Genomic DNA, 20,086 nt, shown 5'->3' with positions numbered 1-20,086 from the left:
TCTGTGCTTTAGACTCTAATTATCAGCATTTGCTGTGAGATTCTGACTGTTCCGAATCTGATTGATTAATCTCAACCACTGAACTTCTTTCATCCAACTTAATGAACAGAGCAAGTGCACCCATTGCAGCCATGCCCCAGAAGATATTTGCGCCCCAAAGCTCATAACCCCAACCACTTAAGGTGGTCATCAGTGCAATAAAGGCACCTAATGGAATCGCGTTATACAGGGCTTGTAGCGCAACCATCTTGTTTTGTTCTTCAGATTGGATGTATTGAATCGCGGCGATGTGTGCCATGGCAAATGTCACACCGTGCAGCAACTGCACCATCACCAGTGCAAAAATCGCCGTGGTTGATGCGGTAATACCCCAACGCGCCATCACCCCAATAGCCGCGACGACAAACAAAGTACGCAGTGACCAGCCTGAGAATAATCGCTTACTCAAAGCAAATACGGCCACTTCAGCAACAACACCTAAACTCCACAAATAACCGATGATAGCTTCTGAGTGACCCGCTTCTTTCCAATAAATCGCACTAAAACTGTAGTAAGCCGCATGACTACCTTGCAGCAACGCCATCAAGGCTAAAAATTTTACCACTGACGACTCACGCAGCAGTTCACCTAGTTTTGGTCGCGCCGCTTGTTGCTCAGATTGCGTTACTGGCATCACGTTAGGATTTCTCATCGCCAGAATCAATGACAACAACACGCCCGCAAGTGCAGTATACAAAATCATGTCGGTGCCAAATTGTGCCACCAAATAGCCAACCACCGTTGAACCTGCGATAAAGGCAATTGAACCCCAAAGGCGAGTTCGGCCGTAGTCGAGCATTTTCAAACGACTGTAATGGTTAGCCATCGCATCAGAAAGAGGAATGATCGGCCCACAACAGAGGTTAAACAGTACCGTTGCCAACAACATCAGTATAAAGCTGCCACCGGTGAAGAAGTGGAAACCGACAAACAGCAACGCAGCGAAACTCAAACAGCGTAGCGCTGGCATCAAGTGTTCCACTTTATGGATTCGCGGCGTAATCACTAGGTTAGCCACACAACGAGTCGCAAAGCCGATACCAATCAATACGCCAATATCACCAGCAGACACGCCTTGGTCTTCAAACCACAACGCCCAAAATGGCAAATACACGCCATACGCAAAAAAGAAACCAAGAAAATACTGAGAGATCCAGCCATAGGGTGAAGGGCTAAACATAAATGACCTATAAAGTGTACGGAAAAAGGCAGCACCAATTATGCCTATCTCGCATACGATGAAAAAGGGAATTATTACTGGGATAGCATTCCCATATTCAATGGGTCTGGATATCGCATTTCAATAAGAGATTTCACGCTCATTAATACCCATACTCGCATTTAGACTAAAGTCGTCTGGAGCTTCTCTGGTATTTTGTCAGACTGATTAAAGACTCCCATTTCTTCTTGTGATGCTTATGCCTGACAAATTTAATATGCAGCACCCACCTTTCGATAGCCTGTCCGACGCCGAACAGTTGAAGCTTCGCTCTTCATTAGACGTGGTGTATTACCGCTCTCAAGAAGTGATACTGGAAGCTGAAAGGCCGAGTCGACACCTGCACATTTTGATCAAAGGGGCAATTGAAGAGCGCGCGAGCAATGATGGTGAGATTTACGCACACTATGCCAATGACGATATTTTTGATGTCCGCAGCCAGTTTGAACCTCACACCAAACACCAATATATCGCACTCGAAGATACATTAAGTTATCTGCTGCCCACCGATATTTTTCTTGAGCTTTACCACGCCAATGGCCAATTCGCTGCCTACTTTGATAGCAACCTATCAACACGAAAAGCTTTGATAGAAGCCGCCCAGCAGCAACAGAATCTTGCCGAGTTTATATTGACCAAAGTGGATGACTCTATCTATCACCCACCACTGATACTTGAACCAAACCAACCGATCAACCAAGTCACTCAAACCCTTAAAGAACAAGGGTTAGACTCGGCCCTAGTTCATTTGGAACATGATGAACCAAAAGCTTTTGGATCATCATGTTCCTTGCCGTATGGAATCGTCACTCGAACCAATTTATTGCATGCTGTGATGCTCGATAATTTCCCACTGGATGTCCCTGTCGGTGAGATCGCAACGTTTCCGGTGATGCACGTGAACCAAGGCGATTTCTTATTTAACGCCATGATTACCATGACCAGAAATCGAGTAAAAAGGTTGATGGTTTGTGATGGTAAAAATGCGGTCGGCATGGTGGATATGACACAGATCCTCAGCGCATTCTCCACACACTCCCACGTTCTTACTTTGCGTATTGCGCGCGCCACCAGCGTTGAAGAATTGGCAATGGCCTCTAACAAACAACGTCAACTGGTCGAGAGCTTGCTCAGTAATGGGATTCGCACACGCTTTATCATGGAGCTGATTTCTGCGGTCAACGAACAGATCATAGAGAAGGCTTTTGAGTTGGTGATCCCACCGGCACTGCATAATCATTGCTGCCTAATCGTGTTGGGGTCCGAAGGTCGCGGGGAACAAATTCTCAAAACCGATCAAGACAACGCGCTAATAATTCAAGATGGTTTGGAGTGGCATCAATGCCAAAGTGCCATGAACGACCTCACCCATACCCTTCAACAATTGGGTTACCCACTGTGCCCGGGCAACGTGATGGTCAACAATCCGAAATGGGTGCATTCAGAACAAGAGTGGAAACAAACCCTCACCCATTGGGTAAAAAAAGCCACGCCAGACACCGTGATGGATATTGCGATCATGGCAGATGCACACGCTGTGGCGGGGAATAGAGAGCTATTAAAACCTGTAAAGCAGCACCTCAGTGATTTAATGCTCGGACAAGAATTGATTCTGACGGAGTTCTGCCGCCCAGCGCTGAACTTCTCGGTTCCCCTCACCCTATTTGGCAATGTGAAGCAATCCAAGTCAGGGCTCGATATCAAACAAGGCGGTATTTTCCCTATCGTGCATGGTGTGAGAGCACTTTGTCTTGAGCATGGTGTTACCGTAAACAACACCTTCGAACGCATTGAGCAGTTGGTCAGCAAGAAAGTATTAGAGCAAAGTACCGCCGATAATCTCAGTGAAGCGCTCAAGCAATTCTTTAAGTGGCGCTTAGCCCAAAGGCTTTCTCAGCAGCACAGCAGCAACAAGATTAACGTCAAACTGATGGAACGAGCAGACAGGGATCTGCTTCGTCATAGCCTGCACGTGGTGAAGAAATTCAAGCAATGGCTCGGCTACCACTATCAGATACGGGATTAGGCATTGAACGATGAATAGGTTGGTTCGCTATTACTGGCATCACAAGCTCAAAGGCTCCCTCTATCAGCCTCTGTTTACTGCGCCTATTGATCATGAATATGTATCGCTCGATTGTGAAACCACCAGCCTAGATCCCAATCAGGCAGAATTAGTTACCATTGCCGCGACCAAGATCATCGGTAACCGAATCATTACCAGCCAACCTTTTGAAGTCCGGTTGCGCGCCCCCCAATCGCTCGATTGCAATTCAATAAAAATCCACCGTATCCGTCATCAAGATCTAAAGCACGGCATCGAAGAAAAACAGGCTTTAATCGAGCTACTGAACTTCATTGGAAATCGTCCTTTAGTCGGCTATCACATCCGCTATGATAAAAAAATTCTCGACCGCGCCTGTTTAAAACAGCTTGGATTTCCACTGCCTAACCGATTAGTCGAAGTGAGCCAACTCTATCAAGACAAACTCGAAAGACAGCTGCCCAATGCCTATTTTGATCTCAGTATGGACGCCATCTGTCGCCAACTCGATTTACCTATCCCGGTCAATAAACATGATGCATTACAAGACGCTATCTCCGCTGCGCTGATCTTTGTGCGCCTGAAACATGGTGACCTTCCCCGTTTCAACTCTTCTTATTCTTAATTCAACCACTGGCGCTTCACATAGAGAGCAACATCTCAAAATTGAACTTAACTCGCTATTTTGTAAGTGAAAAGCAGCGTCTCATCCTAAAGTCTAATTGTGGAAATCGCCGTCCTAGCCGAGAGTGATAACACAAAGACGGTTCTGTAATAGACCTAGAAACTGAACACAAAGGAAGTTGCCAGTTCATTAGGAATGTAGGCACAAGGAGAGATGCAATGAGTGAAGCCCACGTTTATCCGGTAAAAGAAAATATTAAATCAACCACACACGCGGATAATGACACTTACCTAGCCATGTACCAGCAATCTGTTTCTGACCCTGAAGGCTTTTGGGGTGAACACGGAAAAATCGTTGATTGGATCAAACCTTTCACACAAGTAAAAAACACCTCTTTCGACCCTGGCCACATTGATATTCGCTGGTTTGAAGATGGCACGCTTAACGTTTCGGCTAACTGTATCGACCGCCACCTTGCTGAGCGCGGTGATGAAGTCGCTATCATCTGGGAAGGCGATGACCCGGCAGATGATAAAACTCTAACTTTTAATGAACTGCATAAAGAAGTGTGCCTGTTTTCGAATGCTCTAAAAGAGCAAGGCGTGCGCAAAGGTGATGTGGTTTGTTTATACATGCCAATGGTGCCAGAAGCGGCAGTAGCCATGCTGGCGTGTACCCGTATCGGTGCGGTTCACACAGTCGTATTTGGTGGTTTCTCACCAGAAGCACTGTCTGGTCGTATTATCGATTCAAATTCTAAAGTCGTTATCACTGCCGATGAAGGCGTGCGTGGCGGCCGTGCTGTTCCACTGAAAAAGAATGTCGATGAAGCACTGACGAACCCTGAAGTGAAAAACATCGAGAAGGTTGTTGTATTCAAACGCACTGGCGGTGATGTGGCATGGCACGAACATCGCGATGTGTGGTGGCACGATGCTATTGCTAATGTATCTGCAGATTGCCCACCAGAAGAGATGAACGCAGAAGATCCACTATTCATCCTTTATACGTCAGGCTCAACAGGTAAACCTAAAGGCGTTATGCACACCACAGGTGGCTACCTTGTTTATGCTGCGATGACCTTCAAATACGTATTCGATTACCAAGAAGGCGAGACTTTCTGGTGTACAGCCGATGTGGGTTGGATTACCGGTCACACATATCTTGTTTACGGACCGCTTGCTAATGGCGCAAAAACGATTCTGTTTGAAGGCGTGCCAAATTACCCGAACACCAGCCGCATGAGCGAAGTGGTCGATAAGCACCAAGTTAATATTCTTTATACGGCGCCAACGGCTATTCGTGCATTGATGGCGAAAGGCAATGAAGCCGTTGAAGGTACTTCTCGTGACAGCCTAAGAATCATGGGCTCAGTGGGTGAACCTATCAACCCAGAGGCGTGGGAGTGGTACTACAAAACAATCGGTAATGAGCAATCTCCAATTGTTGATACATGGTGGCAAACAGAAACGGGCGGTATCTTGATTGCACCGCTACCAGGCGCAACAGACCTGAAACCGGGCTCTGCAACTCGTCCATTCTTCGGTGTGCAACCGGCACTGGTTGATAACATGGGTAACATCATTGAGGGTGCAACAGACGGCAACCTAGTGATTCTTGACTCTTGGCCAGGCCAAATGCGTACCGTTCATGGCGATCATGACCGCTTCGAACAGACTTACTTCTCGACCTTTAAAGGCATGTACTTCACCAGTGACGGCGCTCGTCGTGATGAAGACGGTTACTACTGGATTACGGGGCGTGTCGATGATGTACTTAACGTATCAGGTCACCGTATGGGTACTGCTGAGATTGAATCGGCTCTAGTCGCGTTCGATAAGATTGCAGAAGCCGCGATTGTGGGCATCCCTCATGATATTAAAGGCCAAGCGATTTACGCTTACATCACGCTGAATGATGGTGAGTTCCCAACCGCAGAGCTTCATAAAGAAGTAAAAGACTGGGTACGTAAAGAGATTGGCCCAATTGCAACGCCAGATGTACTGCACTGGACCGACTCTCTACCAAAAACTCGTTCGGGTAAAATCATGCGTCGTATCCTGCGTAAAATCGCGACTGGCGATACAGGTAACCTAGGTGATACCTCGACACTGGCCGACCCAAGTGTGGTTGATAAGCTGATTGCCGAGAAAGCAGAACTGGCATAAGCAACCCGTCACAGCAGCTAATCACTGTTTAAAACAGCACTTTCTAAACCGTCACCTATGTGGCGGTTTTTTTATGGCTGATCTTGATCTCAAATATCCCGCCCCAAATTAAGGCTAAGACGCTTTTTTGTTAAGTTGGTAACAATTCCAAGCTGTATCAATAGGAGATTAGACCAGTAAATTGCTGCGATTTGCGCTGAATTAGCTATAATCTGGTTCTAATTTTTAAATTTGGGTTTTTCTCACTGGAAATTAACCGCAAATTTTCAATAAAATGGCAACATTCACGTTCGTAAACACGATAAAGGAAGATAGCCCCACGATGTCTACAAAGTTTCGCATTCTAGTTTTAAATGGCCCAAACCTTAACCTGTTAGGCCTTAGAGAGCCCGCACACTACGGTTCTCAAACACTTGACCAGATTATTAGCTCACTGACCGAGCAAGCGAAAGCACACGATGTTGAGCTATCTCACTTACAGTCAAATCGTGAGTACGAACTGATTGAAGCTATCCATAGTGCTTATCAAAATGTTGATTTTATTATTATCAACCCAGCAGCCTTTACACATACCAGTGTGGCACTGCGTGATGCACTACTTGGCGTTGCCATACCATTTATTGAGGTTCATCTATCGAATGTTCACGCGCGTGAACCATTCCGTCACCACTCTTACCTATCTGATAAAGCAGAAGGTGTGATTTGTGGCTTAGGTGCCCAAGGTTATCAATTTGCTTTGACCGCTGCGCTCAGCAAGCTCAACTCAAAGTAAACATAAACAACGAACTATTACTAACCTACTCAGTCATAGAGTAAGTTCAATTAACAGATAAAGAGAAAGAAACAATGGATATTCGCAAAATCAAAAAGCTAATCGAATTGGTTGAAGAGTCTGGTATTTCTGAGCTAGAAATCTCTGAAGGTGAAGAGTCAGTACGAATCAGTCGTAACAGCACTGCACCTGTAGCACCTGTTCAATATGCAGCTGCTCCAGCACCTGTAGCGGCAGCAGCTCCTGCGGCGGCACCTGTAGCAGCAGCAGAAGCAGCTCCTGCAGTTCCAGCTGGTCACCAAGTTCTTTCTCCAATGGTTGGTACTTTCTACGGCGCTCCAAGCCCAGACGCAAAACCATTCGTTAAAGTTGGTCAATCTGTAACTGCTGGCGAAACGCTATGTATCGTTGAAGCAATGAAAATGATGAACCAAATCGAAGCTGATAAATCTGGTGTTGTAACAGCTATCCTAGTTGAAGACGGTCAACCAGTAGAATTCGACCAAGCTCTAGTAATTATCGAATAATAGAGAGCACTCATTATGTTAGATAAATTAGTAATCGCGAACCGTGGTGAGATTGCACTACGTATTCTGCGTGCATGTAAAGAGCTTGGCATTAAAACGGTAGCGGTTCACTCAACTGCTGACCGTGACCTTAAGCACGTACTGCTTGCAGACGAAACCATTTGTATCGGTCCAGCTCGTGGTATCGATAGCTACCTAAACATCCCTCGTATCATCAGCGCAGCTGAAGTGACAGGTGCAGTAGCTGTTCACCCTGGCTACGGCTTCCTATCTGAAAATGCAGACTTTGCAGAACAGGTAGAGCGCAGTGGCTTTATCTTTGTTGGCCCTAAAGCTGAAACCATTCGCATGATGGGTGACAAAGTGTCAGCTATCACGTCAATGAAAAAAGCTGGCGTACCTTGTGTACCAGGTTCTGACGGCCCTCTTGACGACGACGAAGCAAAAAACAAAGCGCACGCTAAGCGCATTGGCTTCCCAGTTATCATCAAGGCATCTGGCGGCGGCGGCGGTCGTGGTATGCGTGTTGTTCGTTCTGAAGCAGAACTAACAGAAGCTATCGCGATGACTCGTGCTGAAGCAAAAGCATGTTTCAACAACGACATGGTTTACATGGAGAAATTCCTAGAAAACCCACGTCACATTGAAGTACAAGTGCTTGCAGATGGCCAAGGTAATGCTATCCACCTAGGTGAGCGTGACTGTTCAATGCAACGTCGTCACCAGAAAGTTGTGGAAGAAGCGCCAGCTCCAGGTATCACTGAAGAGATGCGTAAGTACATTGGCGAACGTTGTACTCGTGCATGTATTGAGATCGGTTACCGCGGTGCAGGTACATTTGAATTCCTATACGAGAACGGTGAGTTCTACTTCATCGAAATGAACACTCGTATCCAGGTTGAACACACGATTACTGAAATGGTAACGGGTATCGACCTAGTGAAAGAACAGCTACGTATCGCAGCTGGTCAGCCTCTATCATTCACTCAGGATGATATTAAGCTGCGCGGCCACTCAATCGAATGTCGTATCAATGCTGAAGATCCAGTTCGTTTCCTACCTTCACCAGGTAAGATTGAACGTTTCCACGCACCGGGCGGCATGGGCGTACGTTGGGAATCTCACATCTACACGGGTTACACAGTACCACCACACTACGATTCAATGATTGGTAAGCTGATCACTTACGGTGAGAACCGTGATGTTGCTATCGCTCGTATGAAGAACGCATTGGGTGAAATGATTGTTGAAGGTATTAACGTTAATACTGAGCTTCAACTGTCTATTATGAACGACGAAAACTTCCAACACGGTGGTGCAAACATCCACTACCTTGAGAAGAAACTTGGTTTGTCATAATCCGTTCGTTTAAGAACAATCAAAATGCTCACTTCGGTGAGCATTTTTGTTTTTGGGCCGCCTAAAAAATCAATCTTTAATCCCCATTATATTACGTGGGGTTTTGGTGAATTTGCTCATATTTTCTGCTAGACTCGCCATCCAATTTTTCTCATATAGAAGATGCAGCCATGCCTTGGATTCAAATCAAGCTTAATGCTACCAATGAAAATGCCGAACAAATCGGCGACATGTTAATGGAAGAGACTGGTGCTCTTTCTGTAACTTTCCTGGATGCACAAGATACCCCTGTATTTGAGCCTCTGCCGGGTGAAACTCGCCTTTGGGGTGATACTGACATTCTCGCGCTTTACGACGCTGAGACTGATACTGGTGTCGTTCTAGCGCAGATTAAAGCAAGCAACATGTTCCCTGCAGACTTTGCTCATAAAGTAGAGCAAATTGAAGACAAGGATTGGGAACGTGAATGGATGGATAACTTCCACCCAATGAAGTTTGGTGAGCGTTTATGGATCTGCCCTAGCTGGCGCGATATCCCTGAACCTGACGCTGTTAACGTAATGCTAGACCCAGGCCTTGCATTTGGTACAGGTACTCACCCGACAACGGCATTGTGTCTCGAGTGGCTTGAGGGCTTAGACCTGACAGGCAAAACCGTGATCGACTTCGGTTGTGGCTCAGGCATCCTAGCGATCGCTGCGATCAAACTAGGCGCGGCAAAAGTTATCGGGATCGATATTGATCCTCAAGCTCTGCTTGCATCAAAAGACAACGCACAACGCAATGGCGTTGCTGAGCAACTAGAGGTGTTCTTACCACAAGATCAACCGGAAGGTTTGCTAGCAGACGTTGTTGTTGCCAACATTCTTGCGGGTCCATTACGCGACCTTTCTGGCATCATCAAAGGCCTAGTTAAGCCAAATGGTGTACTTGCGATGTCGGGTGTTTTAGATACACAAGCAGAAGATGTTGCGACTTATTATCGTGATGAGCTTCACATTGATCCGATCATTGAGCAACAAGAATGGTGTCGAATCTCAGGTCGCAAGCAAGGCTAGACAAGACTTTGGGCGCTAATTGACTGAAATTTAAACAAATTACAAAAACAAATTGTAAATGCTCAAATATTAGTCTTTTCACGCAGCGAAAAAATGCGTAAAATGCGCGCCCTTGCTGGTACAGAACTGTGATGACATTTTTGAAAATCGGAAATTATCAACTTAAGAACAATCTAATCGTCGCTCCTATGGCTGGCGTAACGGATAGACCATTCCGTGAGTTGTGTCTTCGCTACGGTGCGGGGATGGCAGTCAGTGAAATGATGTCCTCCAATCCGAAAGTTTGGAAAACGTCAAAGTCTCAGCAGCGTATGGTACATGAAGGCGAATCGGGCATTCGTTCAGTACAAATCGCTGGTGCAGATCCACAGCTTATGGCCGAGGCTGCTCAATTTAATGTCGATAACGGTGCGCAAATCATCGATATCAACATGGGTTGTCCAGCCAAAAAAGTGAATAAGAAGCTTGCGGGCTCAGCTTTACTGCAGCATCCAGAACTCATTGAAGACATTCTGAAAGCAGTGGTAAATGCTGTCGACGTTCCAGTAACGTTGAAAACGCGCACAGGCTGGGATACAGACAATAGAAACTGTGTCCAAATCGCGAAAATAGCCGAAGACTGCGGCATACAAGCTCTTGCGCTCCATGGAAGAACTCGCGCTTGTATGTACAAAGGTGAGGCAGAATACAAACACATTAAAGCAGCGAAACAAGCAGTATCTATTCCGGTTATCGCTAACGGTGATATCGATAGTCCGGAAAAAGCGAAGTTTGTGCTGGAGTACACCGGCGCTGATGCTTTAATGATAGGTCGACCTGCCCAAGGACGTCCTTGGATTTTTAACGAAATCCTACACTATTTGGAAAACGGCACCACGATGGACCCACTCCCGATTTCGGAAGTGAAAGACATCATGCTTGGTCATGTCCACGCTCTACATGAATTTTATGGAGAGTTTTTAGGCCCTCGCATCGCTCGTAAGCATGTGGGTTGGTATCTAAAAGAACATGAACAAGCGAGTGAGTTTCGCCGTACCTTCAACGCATTCGAAGCAGGTGATCTGCAGCTTGAAGCGCTAGAAGGTTTTTTTGATAACGTTGCACCATAATTACGAGAAGAGCTAGACCGAATATGTTCGAACAAAATCTGACTTCAGAAGCATTGACAGTAACTACAGTTACATCACAAGACCAAATCACGCAGAAGCCACTACGTGACTCAGTTAAAGCATCATTGAAAAATTACCTTGCTCAATTAAACGGTCAAGAAGTCAGCGAGTTATACGAATTAGTATTAGCTGAAGTTGAACAGCCACTACTAGACACTATCATGCAGTACACTCGCGGTAACCAAACTCGCGCAGCAACCATGATGGGTATTAACCGCGGTACTCTTCGCAAGAAACTTAAAAAATACGGCATGAACTAATCGTTCTTTCGTAATTTATTGAATTGAAAGCCAAGCTCATTGTTGAGTTTGGCTTTTTTTTGGCTTGTCGATCCGTGATAGTCGCTGATTACTCTCCAGTGCGACAGCAGCGACCTTTGTCGACGTTTGCTGAGTCCAAGGCTGCTAGAATCGAACAATGGCTTGCATCATCGTCTACGTGACCACAACACGCATCATTAATCTTTTTAAGTGCGGTGCGAATCTTAGTTAACTCGGTAATCTTCTCATCAATCATCTCTAGCTTTGCTGAGGTAATCGACTTCACTTCAGCGCAACTGTGCTGTGTGGCCTCGAGGCGAATCTCAAGCAATTCTTTAATCTCGTCCAAACTCAGCCCCAACGCTTTAGATTTGAGAATAAACGTCACCTGTTTCTGGTTATTTTCATCATACAGGCGATAACCCGAGTCACTGCGACTGGCTGGCGCGATCAGGTTATTCTTTTCATAAAATCGCAAGGTATCGGCTGTCACACCGCATCGCTTCGCTAATTCACCGATCTGAAACATGTTTTTTCCTACTGTTTCGTCCATTCCACAATTAACCTTATCGTTACTTTTCAGGCTGAAATGGCACTTTTCATAATTAATTTTGAGATGCCAAACGATTGCGCGAGCTTTTTTGTAATAAATTAGTTAGAATCTGCGCCATCAAATTTGGAGTTGGTTATCTTATAGCTTAATCATAAGACTAACCCAAAAGGTCTTTACCAAAACTGGCCAATATTTTATCTCTTACTGGTATCTAAGATAATCCACGCTAAGAAGATAGAAACAAGTTCTTTTTTGGCAAATATCTTTATTTTAACCCCATGAATTTGAGGAAGATGGAAGCATGAATAACGCTCGTCCAATTCGCCGCGCTCTAATCAGCGTATCAGACAAAACTGGTATCGTTGAATTTGCACAAGCTCTTGCTAACCGTGGTGTAGATATCCTATCTACCGGTGGCACTGCTCGCCTGCTTGCTGAAAAAGGCATCTCTGTTACAGAAGTATCTGACTACACTGGTTTCCCAGAAATGATGGATGGCCGTGTTAAGACTCTGCACCCAAAAGTTCATGGTGGTGTTCTAGGCCGTCGTGGTCAAGATGATGACGTGATGGAAACTCACGGTATCAACCCTATCGATATGGTTGTTGTAAACCTATACCCATTCGCAGAAACCGTTGCTAAAGAAGGTTGTACCCTTGCTGACGCTGTTGAGAACATCGACATCGGTGGTCCAACAATGGTTCGCTCTGCAGCGAAAAACCACAAAGACGTAACGATCGTTGTTAACGCACACGACTACGAGCGCGTTGTCGCTGAAATGGACGCGAACGAGCAATCTCTAACACTAGAGACTCGCTTCGATCTCGCTATCGCGGCATTTGAGCACACGGCTTCTTACGACGGCATGATCGCTAACTACTTCGGCACTATGGTTCCTAGCTACGGCGCGAACAAGGAAGGCGATGAAGAGAGTAAATTCCCTCGCACGTTCAACCAACAGTTCGAGAAGAAGCAAGACATGCGCTACGGTGAGAACAGCCACCAAGCAGCCGCATTCTACGTTGAAGCAAACCCTGAAGAAGCGTCAGTGTCTACTGCTCGCCAGATTCAAGGTAAAGCCCTTTCTTACAACAACATCGCTGACACTGACGCAGCACTTGAGTGTGTGAAAGAGTTCGACCAGCCAGCATGTGTGATTGTTAAGCACGCTAACCCATGTGGTGTTGCACTAGGTGAAGACATCCTAGAAGCTTACGACCGTGCATTCAAAACAGACCCAACGTCTGCATTTGGCGGCATCATTGCTTTCAACCGTGAGCTAGACGCTGCAACAGCAACGGCTATCACTGAGCGTCAATTCGTTGAAGTTATCATTGCACCATCAGTTTCTGCTGAAGCAGTAGAAATCGTAGCGGCTAAGAAAAACCTTCGCCTACTTGAGTGTGGTGAGTGGACAACGAAGACAACTGGCTTTGACGTGAAACGCGTTAACGGTGGTTTGCTAGTTCAAGACCGCGACCAAGGCATGGTATCTGAAGATGACCTTAAAGTGGTTTCTAAGCGCCAACCTACAGCTGAAGAGCTAAAAGACGCCCTATTCTGCTGGAAAGTAGCGAAATACGTTAAATCTAACGCTATCGTTTACTCGAAAGGCGACATGACTATTGGTGTAGGCGCTGGCCAAATGAGCCGCGTTTACTCTGCGAAAATCGCAGGCATCAAAGCTGCAGACGAAGGTCTACAGGTTGAAGGTTGTGTAATGGCATCTGACGCATTCTTCCCATTCCGTGACGGTATCGACGCGGCTGCAGAGGCTGGCATCAAGTGTGTTATCCAACCGGGCGGCTCTATGCGTGATAACGAAGTTATCGCAGCAGCAGACGAACACGGCATGGCGATGATCTTTACGGGCATGCGTCACTTCCGCCACTAGAAAGAAAAGATACGAGAGCGCTTCGCTACGGGAAACGAGAACGCTGCGCTCCGAGATGAGCAACACTATCATTTAGTGTTGCTCAGATATTTTCTAGTTCTACTACTATCAATTTTGATTGAAGGTTTAAAACATGAATGTATTAATTATTGGTGCCGGCGGTCGTGAGCACGCACTAGGTTGGAAAGCAGCACAGAACCCAAACGTTGAAACAGTATTCATTGCTCCAGGTAACGCAGGTACTGCACTTGAGCCGAAACTTGAGAACGTAAACATCGGCGTTGAAGACATCGCTGGTTTAGTCTCGTTTGCTCAAGAGAAAAAAATCGAACTGACTATCGTTGGCCCTGAAGCACCATTAGTTATTGGTGTGGTTGACGCATTCCGCGAAGTAGGTCTTCCTATCTTTGGTCCAACTCAAGCAGCAGCACAGCTTGAAGGTTCAAAAGCATTCACTAAAGACTTCCTAGCTCGTCATGACATCCCGACGGGTTACTACGCAAACTTCACTGAGATTGAGCCAGCTATCGCTTACGTACGTGAGCAAGGTGCTCCAATCGTAGTAAAAGCTGACGGTCTTGCGGCGGGTAAAGGCGTTATCGTTGCGATGACCCTTGAAGAAGCTGAAGACGCAATCAAAGATATGCTAGCGGGCAACGCATTTGGCGAAGCTGGCAGCCGCGTGGTTATCGAAGAGTTCCTTGAAGGCGAAGAAGCAAGCTTCATCGTAATGGTTGACGGTTCTAGCGTTCTTCCTATGGCCACCAGCCAAGATCACAAACGTGTTGGCGACAAAGACACTGGGCCGAACACGGGCGGCATGGGTGCTTACTCTCCTGCGCCGGTTGTAACTCCAGAAATCCACAACCGTATCCTTGAGGAAGTTATCTACCCAACGGTACGTGGTATGGACGCAGAAGGCGCACCTTACACAGGTTTCCTTTACGCTGGCCTAATGATCGATGCTGACGGCACACCTAAAGTTATCGAATACAACTGCCGCTTTGGCGACCCTGAAACGCAACCTATCATGATGCGTATGGAGTCAGACCTTGTTGAACTTTGCCTAATGGCTATCGACGAGAAGCTCGACGAAGCAGAATCGAAGTGGGATCCACGCGCTTCTATCGGTGTTGTTCTTGCGGCTGGCGGTTACCCTGCTGACTACGCAAAAGGTGACGTTATTTCACTACCAACAAGCGAAGTTGAAGGCCAAAAGGTTTTCCACGCGGGTACGACAAATAATGAAGCTGGCGACGTTGTGACAAACGGCGGTCGTGTACTTTGTGCAACAGCACTGGGCAATACGGTTTCTGAGGCTCAAGAGCGCGCTTACGCGTTGACGAAGCAAGTTAGCTGGAATGGTATGTTCCACCGCAATGATATTGGTTACCGTGCGATTGCGCGCGAACAAGAGCAGTAAACAATCTTGTTGCTCGCTTACTTTCCAATAACAGTAAGCAAATGACAGCAAGTGAATAACAGAAAAAGGCGCCTCAATAGGCGCCTTTTTATTATCTCATTTACACAAGAATCTGTATTTGTACAGACAAATAGGCACTTAGCCTACAGTAGGCCAAATACTCTTAATTCTTTGATTGCTTTCTATTCTTTCAGCAACGATGGCCTCACGACACAATCATGACTGTCTTCAGCCAGCATCAGTAACTCTTCTACGCTCATCTTACCGAGTAAGTCACTGCCAAGAAACGCCGCATAGCTTTCCACTGATGCCAATCGGTCGATCACGAAGCTTGGTAAGGTCTGGTTAAATTCAATGCGATCAAATTCACCACCAGCGCACGCCTTAAAAGAGCTGCCATCCCAGTAACCCTGAACCAGTCTGAGCCCTTCGTCATTCTGCTTCATCGTAGTCTCTAGAACCGACTTAGCTTCTTTCTGGTAGTTTTCGAGTTGCTTAGCTTGGATAGGTAAGATTTTGCTATCAATACGATACTGTTGATACACAGCTTCGCCTGACTTATTGAAACGCACATGGACACGATAAGGAACCAGCTCATTCGAAGAGTTACGCTGCTCGCCTTCACGAATGAATTCTCGAAGCACGCCTTCTGACCAAGCATAATCAGTTTGGTACCAGCCGTAATCGCCGACAGTGACGTAGTCAGCTGAAGTATGAGGTTGTGTTAGCTTGTTTGTAACCCAGTAGAAACTTGTCGCGTCGCCCATGACTTGGCCGCCGGTATGAGTTTCAAATTGCTCTAGGTTTTTGCGAGGGCTTGTTGAAGAACAGCCAATAAGAAATGTAGATAATAGTGAAACGAGAAGAAATGCTTTTTTCATAAAAACCTGTACCGAGGTGGAATACGACTACCTCGGTACAGTTTAGATTATTTCACTGAATCTTTCAGCGCTTTACCTGCAACAAATGCTGGAACATTTGCAGCAGCGATTTGGATCTCATCACCAGTTTTTGGGTTACGACCAGTGCGAGCTGCACGGTGGTTTACTTTAAAAGTACCAAAACCAATTAGCTGAACTTGATCGCCATCTTTAAGAGCATCTGTAACACCGCCAAGAGTCGCTTCTAGAGCAGCTTTAGCTTGTGCTTTAGAAAGGTCCGCTTTTTCAGCAATAAAGTCGATTAATTGAGTCTTGTTCATTTTAGGTTTCCCTTCTTTGTATTTTTGAATTCAATTCACTCTAAAACATAAATGCCCCATGTGGCAAAGGTTTGTCGTCGATCTTTAGCTCTAATGCCGTAGTTTTAGCCATAATATGAGTAATAACTCACAATTTGTTACTGATTTTATTAAGCAAGCCCTTGTTTAAAAGGGGCTGAGAGCAAAATTAATGATGACCTAGCCACTACTTTTTCACTATAATCCACTCTGAATCGCTGCTAAAGCGTACAATTTAATTTAAGGGCAAACATGCTGCTGCTATCTATTTACGTCTCCATTGCTATTGGAGTTTCTTTCATTTGTTCTGTTTTGGAAGCTGTACTTTTGAGTATTAGTCCGAGCTACATTGCTCAACTAAAACAAAATGGGCACCCTGCAGCAGAGTCTTTAGACAAACTGAAAACAGATATTGACCGCCCGCTTGCGTCAATTTTAACGCTCAACACCATCGCCCATACTATCGGTGCTGCGACAGCAGGTGCACAAGCGGCTGTCGTTTTTGGTAGCCAATGGTTAGGTGTCTTCTCTGCCGTGCTAACGCTAGGTATCTTGGTATTATCTGAGATTGTTCCAAAGACCATTGGTGCAACCTACTGGCGTCAACTTGCCCCTGCTTCGGCAAGCGTGCTGCGCTGGATGGTGTTCTTCCTAACACCGTTTGTCTGGTTCTCAGAACAGATCACCAAACGTCTTGCTCGTGGCCACCAAGCACCAAAAATGCGTGATGAGCTATCTGCAATGGCGATTTTGGCAAAAGAGAGCGGCGAGTTTGCAGAAGGCGAATCAAAAATCCTGAGCAACCTACTGGGTATTCAAGATGTACCCGTGACTCAAATAATGACGCCGCGCCCAGTGGTATTCCGTGTTGATGCGGAAATGAGTGTCAATACCTTCCTAGAACAACATAAAGACACGCCATTCTCACGCCCGCTGGTTTACAGCGAGCAGAGTGACAACATCATCGGTTTTGTTCACCGCTTAGAGCTGTTTAGATTGCAGCAAGCCGGTTGTGGTGAGAAAGCTCTGGGTGAAGTAATGCGCCCTATCCACGTGTTGCTGAACAACATGGGCTTGGCTAAAGCCTTTGACCAGATGATGGCAAACCGCCTGCAACTGTCTTTAGTTGTGGACGAATACGGCACTATTCAGGGCATCATCACCCTAGAAGACATCTTTGAGCACCTAGTGGGCGAAGAGATTGTCGATGAAGCGGATAAGACGACTGATATGCAAGAACTGGCGTTCCAACGCTGGGAGAAGTGGAAAGAGACACACGGTGTTATCGAAAACCGCGATGACGAGGACGAGCTAGAGGAAGAAACTCCAGCAGACAACGACTCTTCAGATGCAAAATCAACGAATGACGACGACGCATCAAAAGACAAAGTGCAGAACGAAGACAAAAAAGACGCTTAATCTCAATTTGATACCGTCAGATACCACAAAGGCTCCCTAGGGAGCCTTTGTTTTTATTCGTACCTTGGTGCAATTGCGAATTATAGCGCAACACCAATGTTACTGACTGGGTCTTCACGCAGTTCGTGGCGTAGGTCTTTGATCAACTCTAAGTCACGCTCAGTCGTTTCACGTAAAGGTCGGAAAATGGCCCACTGAACGTCCCACTCTTCACATACCGCTTCGTTTTCTTTCTGGTTTTCGTTCGTCACTTCTTCAGCGCCTTGAGCAAACTCAAGCTCAGCAACCGTCTTCACCGATTGTTGACTCACTTTAATTACCGCTTCCAACATATGTTCACGGTCAAGCAGACCATGAATTAGCGTTGCTAGGCCTTGGCATGCGTCCATTGCTGGGTAAACACCATAAAAATCAAAATCATCACCGCTAGGGAATAGCTCTTCAACCTTCTCAAGTTGACGCTCAAAGTTCACCTTTGCTGTTTTAACCGTCAGGATTTCCCAAATGCTATCCAAAACATCACGATAGATTCGAGCTTCCGCAAATTCTGTATTCTCACAAAACATGGCATAGTTAGGGTACATACGCTCACATAGACACGCCATAAAGGTAATTTGTTGCCAAGGTTCTAACTTTTCAAGACGAACCTGCAGTGGATTCTGAAGCATAGTCACTCAATAATTGCAGAAAAAGACAGCGAAAGTGTACTTGATAAACCCTGGGGGGAAAAGGTAAGCCGATGAACAATTTTACGAATAAGCTCTATATTCTTACTGAGCATGACGATACCTATACGCAACTGATTCTAAACCAGGATTTACCCGACCTAGAAATCACTCAAAACCCCGAATCAGCACAGATTGTCTTGGCGTCACCACCTCTAATCGCAGAACGCCTCAGCGAGTTTAAAGAGCTAGACTGGGTACAGAGTACCTATACTGGAATCAATAAACTCACTCAGCCAGATCTGCGTCAGGACTATACGCTAACCAACGTCAAAGGCATCTTTGGCCCGGCTATCGCAGAATACGTATTGGGTTACACAATCAGTCACTGTAGACACTTCCCTCATTACCACCAGCATCAACAACAACGAAACTGGCAGCCACAGCTTTATACTAGCCTAACTGACAAAACTATGGTGATTTTAGGAACAGGTTCAATCGGCAGTCATTTGGCAAAAACCGCGGCGGCTTTTGGTATTCATACCATAGGTGTCAACCGTACGGGTATCCCATCCAAACAAGAAACCTTTAAAGAGACTTTCCACATCAATGAGATAGAGGCTGCCCTTAAGCAGGCCGATATTGTGGTCAACACCTTGCCATCAACCGCTGAAACCTATCAGCTGTTGAACCAAACCACGTTAGGTTACTGCTCTAATGTGTTGCTGTTTAATGTCGGTCGAGGGGAAAGTATCGACAATAAAGCCTTGTTGCTCGCCATAAAAAACAGATGGGTAGAACACGCATTTTTAGATGTGTTTGAAAGTGAACCCCTCTCTCAGGAACATCCTTTCTGGAAACTACCGCAAGTCACCATCACTCCACACATCGCTGCACTCAGTGAGCCAAGACAAGTAGTCGAGATCTTCGCAGAGAATTACAAACAGTGGCGAGATGGCTTTACACTTAATCATGTCATCGATTTTGATAAAGGTTACTGATGTCCTCTTCGTTACTTAAAGAGATTCGACAATGCCGAGCTTGTGAGCCTCACCTATCACACGGTGCCAACCCGGTGATTCAAGCGCATCCAAACGCGCGCTTGCTGATCATAGGTCAAGCGCCGGGTATCAAGGTGCATGAGTCGTCCATCCCTTGGAATGACGCCAGTGGCGAACGATTAAGAGGATGGTTAGGGATAGATAGCGATACTTTTTACGACGAGCAAAAAGTCGCGATTGTGCCTATGGGGTTTTGTTATCCGGGGAAAGGGAAAAGTGGTGATCTCCCACCACGCAAAGAGTGCGCGGAGCTTTGGCACAACAAAGTGCTGCAATCTCTACCCAATGTTCAAATGACACTGCTGATTGGCCAGTACGCACAAAACCATTACCTAACAAACAAAACCACCAGCACATTGACCGAAACCGTGCGTGATTGGCAAAGGTGGGCGCCTGAGTTTTTGCCATTACCCCACCCTTCGCCACGCAATAATATCTGGCTCAAGAAGAACCCTTGGTTTGAAAATGAAGTCATTCCTTATATCAGGAAACACATCTCAGAGCATTTGGCCTACCATGATCCAAATGCCTGATTAACTGCACACAATAAGATTAAACCGCCATCAAATGCCAATTTCAGACAATAAAAAAGCGCTGTTGGTTTCCCAACAG

At 46.0% G+C, this 20,086-nt stretch carries 19 protein-coding genes; 14 read left to right on the top strand and 5 right to left on the bottom strand.

Annotation, left to right across the window (positions count from 1 at the left end):
• Positions 1–22 precede the first annotated feature (22 nt).
• Positions 23–1,219: a 3-phenylpropionate MFS transporter gene (locus tag AB6D58_RS07575; RefSeq protein WP_017062710.1), complete on the bottom strand. Its 1,197-nt coding sequence runs from the start codon at positions 1,217–1,219 to the stop codon at positions 23–25.
• A 232-nt stretch (positions 1,220–1,451) separates the two neighbouring features.
• Here AB6D58_RS07575 and AB6D58_RS07570 point away from each other — a divergent pair, with 232 nt between their 5' ends.
• From AB6D58_RS07570 to fis, 9 genes are all read left to right on the top strand, one after another.
• Positions 1,452–3,284 carry a DUF294 nucleotidyltransferase-like domain-containing protein gene (locus AB6D58_RS07570; RefSeq protein WP_372156933.1) on the top strand — a complete coding sequence of 611 codons (1,833 nt, stop codon included), beginning with the start codon at positions 1,452–1,454 and terminating at the stop codon, positions 3,282–3,284.
• Between the two features lie 10 nt (positions 3,285–3,294).
• Positions 3,295–3,927, top strand: a complete 633-nt coding sequence (locus tag AB6D58_RS07565) for a 3'-5' exonuclease (RefSeq protein WP_017062708.1) — start codon at positions 3,295–3,297, stop codon at positions 3,925–3,927.
• 218 nt (positions 3,928–4,145) lie between these two features.
• On the top strand, positions 4,146–6,095 hold the full coding sequence (gene acs, locus AB6D58_RS07560) for an acetate--CoA ligase (protein ID WP_009844693.1): 1,950 nt from the start codon (positions 4,146–4,148) through the stop codon (positions 6,093–6,095).
• A 322-nt stretch (positions 6,096–6,417) separates the two neighbouring features.
• A complete protein-coding gene (gene aroQ / locus AB6D58_RS07555) occupies positions 6,418–6,867 on the top strand; it encodes a type II 3-dehydroquinate dehydratase (protein WP_010435475.1) in 450 nt (149 codons plus the stop codon).
• A 74-nt stretch (positions 6,868–6,941) separates the two neighbouring features.
• On the top strand, positions 6,942–7,394 hold the full coding sequence (accB, locus tag AB6D58_RS07550) for an acetyl-CoA carboxylase biotin carboxyl carrier protein (protein ID WP_372156906.1): 453 nt from the start codon (positions 6,942–6,944) through the stop codon (positions 7,392–7,394).
• Between the two features lie 15 nt (positions 7,395–7,409).
• Positions 7,410–8,753 (top strand): acetyl-CoA carboxylase biotin carboxylase subunit, encoded by a 1,344-nt coding sequence (gene accC / locus AB6D58_RS07545; RefSeq protein ID WP_017062706.1) that lies wholly within the window; start codon positions 7,410–7,412, stop codon positions 8,751–8,753.
• Between the two features lie 170 nt (positions 8,754–8,923).
• Positions 8,924–9,811: a 50S ribosomal protein L11 methyltransferase gene (gene prmA / locus AB6D58_RS07540; protein ID WP_009844690.1), complete on the top strand. Its 888-nt coding sequence runs from the start codon at positions 8,924–8,926 to the stop codon at positions 9,809–9,811.
• Between the two features lie 140 nt (positions 9,812–9,951).
• On the top strand, positions 9,952–10,920 hold the full coding sequence (gene dusB / locus AB6D58_RS07535; RefSeq protein ID WP_032546269.1) for a tRNA dihydrouridine synthase DusB: 969 nt from the start codon (positions 9,952–9,954) through the stop codon (positions 10,918–10,920).
• 23 nt (positions 10,921–10,943) lie between these two features.
• Positions 10,944–11,240, top strand: a complete 297-nt coding sequence (gene fis / locus AB6D58_RS07530) for a DNA-binding transcriptional regulator Fis (RefSeq protein ID WP_004729744.1) — start codon at positions 10,944–10,946, stop codon at positions 11,238–11,240.
• Between the two features lie 88 nt (positions 11,241–11,328).
• On the opposite strand, the gene zntR is transcribed toward fis, so the two are convergent.
• Complete coding sequence (gene zntR / locus AB6D58_RS07525; protein WP_017062704.1) at positions 11,329–11,769, bottom strand: Zn(2+)-responsive transcriptional regulator; 441 nt, start codon at positions 11,767–11,769, stop codon at positions 11,329–11,331.
• A 325-nt stretch (positions 11,770–12,094) separates the two neighbouring features.
• Between zntR and purH the strand changes: the two genes are divergently transcribed.
• Positions 12,095–13,687 carry a bifunctional phosphoribosylaminoimidazolecarboxamide formyltransferase/IMP cyclohydrolase gene (gene purH / locus AB6D58_RS07520; protein WP_372156904.1) on the top strand — a complete coding sequence of 531 codons (1,593 nt, stop codon included), beginning with the start codon at positions 12,095–12,097 and terminating at the stop codon, positions 13,685–13,687.
• Between the two features lie 133 nt (positions 13,688–13,820).
• Positions 13,821–15,110: a phosphoribosylamine--glycine ligase gene (gene purD / locus AB6D58_RS07515; protein ID WP_372156902.1), complete on the top strand. Its 1,290-nt coding sequence runs from the start codon at positions 13,821–13,823 to the stop codon at positions 15,108–15,110.
• Positions 15,111–15,292: 182 nt separating this feature from the next.
• On the opposite strand, the gene AB6D58_RS07510 is transcribed toward purD, so the two are convergent.
• Positions 15,293–15,991, bottom strand: coding sequence for a DUF1481 domain-containing protein (locus tag AB6D58_RS07510; RefSeq protein ID WP_372156900.1), 699 nt, complete (start codon positions 15,989–15,991; stop codon positions 15,293–15,295).
• A gap of 47 nt (positions 15,992–16,038) precedes the next feature.
• Positions 16,039–16,311, bottom strand: coding sequence for a nucleoid-associated protein HU-alpha (hupA, locus tag AB6D58_RS07505; protein ID WP_004729753.1), 273 nt, complete (start codon positions 16,309–16,311; stop codon positions 16,039–16,041).
• 270 nt (positions 16,312–16,581) lie between these two features.
• On the opposite strand from hupA, the gene AB6D58_RS07500 reads away from it, so the two are divergent.
• On the top strand, positions 16,582–17,748 hold the full coding sequence (locus AB6D58_RS07500; protein WP_017068860.1) for a CNNM domain-containing protein: 1,167 nt from the start codon (positions 16,582–16,584) through the stop codon (positions 17,746–17,748).
• Positions 17,749–17,828: 80 nt separating this feature from the next.
• Here AB6D58_RS07500 and AB6D58_RS07495 read toward each other — a convergent pair whose 3' ends face one another.
• Complete coding sequence (locus AB6D58_RS07495; protein ID WP_017062699.1) at positions 17,829–18,416, bottom strand: YjaG family protein; 588 nt, start codon at positions 18,414–18,416, stop codon at positions 17,829–17,831.
• A 71-nt stretch (positions 18,417–18,487) separates the two neighbouring features.
• On the opposite strand from AB6D58_RS07495, the gene AB6D58_RS07490 reads away from it, so the two are divergent.
• Both AB6D58_RS07490 and AB6D58_RS07485 read left to right on the top strand, forming a co-directional pair.
• The gene (locus tag AB6D58_RS07490) at positions 18,488–19,414 is read left to right on the top strand and encodes a D-2-hydroxyacid dehydrogenase (protein ID WP_372156897.1); all 927 of its coding nucleotides are present in this window, start codon (positions 18,488–18,490) and stop codon (positions 19,412–19,414) included.
• Positions 19,414–20,007: a uracil-DNA glycosylase family protein gene (locus AB6D58_RS07485; RefSeq protein ID WP_372103960.1), complete on the top strand. Its 594-nt coding sequence runs from the start codon at positions 19,414–19,416 to the stop codon at positions 20,005–20,007. Before AB6D58_RS07490 ends, AB6D58_RS07485 begins: the two co-directional genes overlap by 1 nt.
• Positions 20,008–20,086 lie beyond the last annotated feature (79 nt).

Origin of the sequence: Vibrio sp. 10N.239.312.D08 (assembly GCF_041466145.1) — a bacterium.
Taxonomy (GTDB): Bacteria; Pseudomonadota; Gammaproteobacteria; order Enterobacterales; family Vibrionaceae; genus Vibrio; species Vibrio crassostreae_C.
The sequence above is the reverse complement of the archived record's forward strand: the minus strand, read 5'-3'. Positions and strand labels throughout refer to the sequence as shown.